Source organism: Frankia sp. CcWB2 (genome assembly GCF_977927585.1).
The window spans coordinates 1-789 of record NZ_CDWRCM010000213.1 but is presented as its reverse complement, the minus strand read 5'-3'; the positions used below and the strand labels follow the sequence as shown (position 1 = coordinate 789).

The window sequence follows — 789 nt, the reverse complement described above, 5'->3', positions numbered from 1 at the left end:
GCCTAGGGCGACCGGACAGCTGGCCGGCACGGCGGCCGGTTCATTGGGCCCGTCGTAGCAGAGCAGTCCCTCGATGCGGAGCAGCCTGTCACCTCGGGCGGCTGATCGTTCTCGCTCGAGGCCGTCGGTTGCCGCACTTTTCCGGGTACGCGGAGGGCGACACGACGTTCTGGTATTCGTCTCGTTACTTTCGGCGAGTTACGGTTCGGGTTCTCGTGCTGATGCTGCGACCTGGGAGCCCCGATGTCGGCGGTTGCGATGATCATCGCTTTGCTTGCGGTGATGGTGATGCTGATCGGTGTCGCAGGCATCCTGCGTGGGCGGGTCGGCTGGGCCGGAATTCTGGACCGGCGGCGAAGCGGCGCGGTCGCGGCGGCTGGATTCACGGTCGCGGTCATCGCCTTCGGGCTCGCCGCGCCCGGCGGGCCCACCCCGGGCGACGTGCTGATCCAGGCCGATCGACCGTCGTCCGATCGGCTCGTCCGGGCCAGGGCTGATGACGATCGGGACGACGACCGGTGGGCGGGCCGCCGCGAGCAGAGCCGATCGTCCTTCCCGGCCCGGTCTACCTACCCCGACCCCGTCCACCCCGTTCCCGGCATCCCGGAAACGGACGGAGCACGGACGTTGCCACGCCTTGTCGCCCCTTCGGGCGATCCAGATTCCGCCGGGGGCCCGCCCTCCTCCGCCAGGCTCGGCCATCCCGCCAGGCCGGCCGGAGCCGCTGATCCGGCCCACCCGGCCTATCCCGACTATCCCGGGGATCCGACCGCACCTTTCGTCGAATCA

1 pseudogene is annotated in these 789 nt (G+C 70.1%); it reads left to right on the top strand.

The window, feature by feature from the left end:
* Positions 1 to 243 precede the first annotated feature (243 nt).
* Positions 244 to 789, top strand: a pseudogene (locus tag ACY45C_RS18385) (hypothetical protein); the annotation flags it as partial.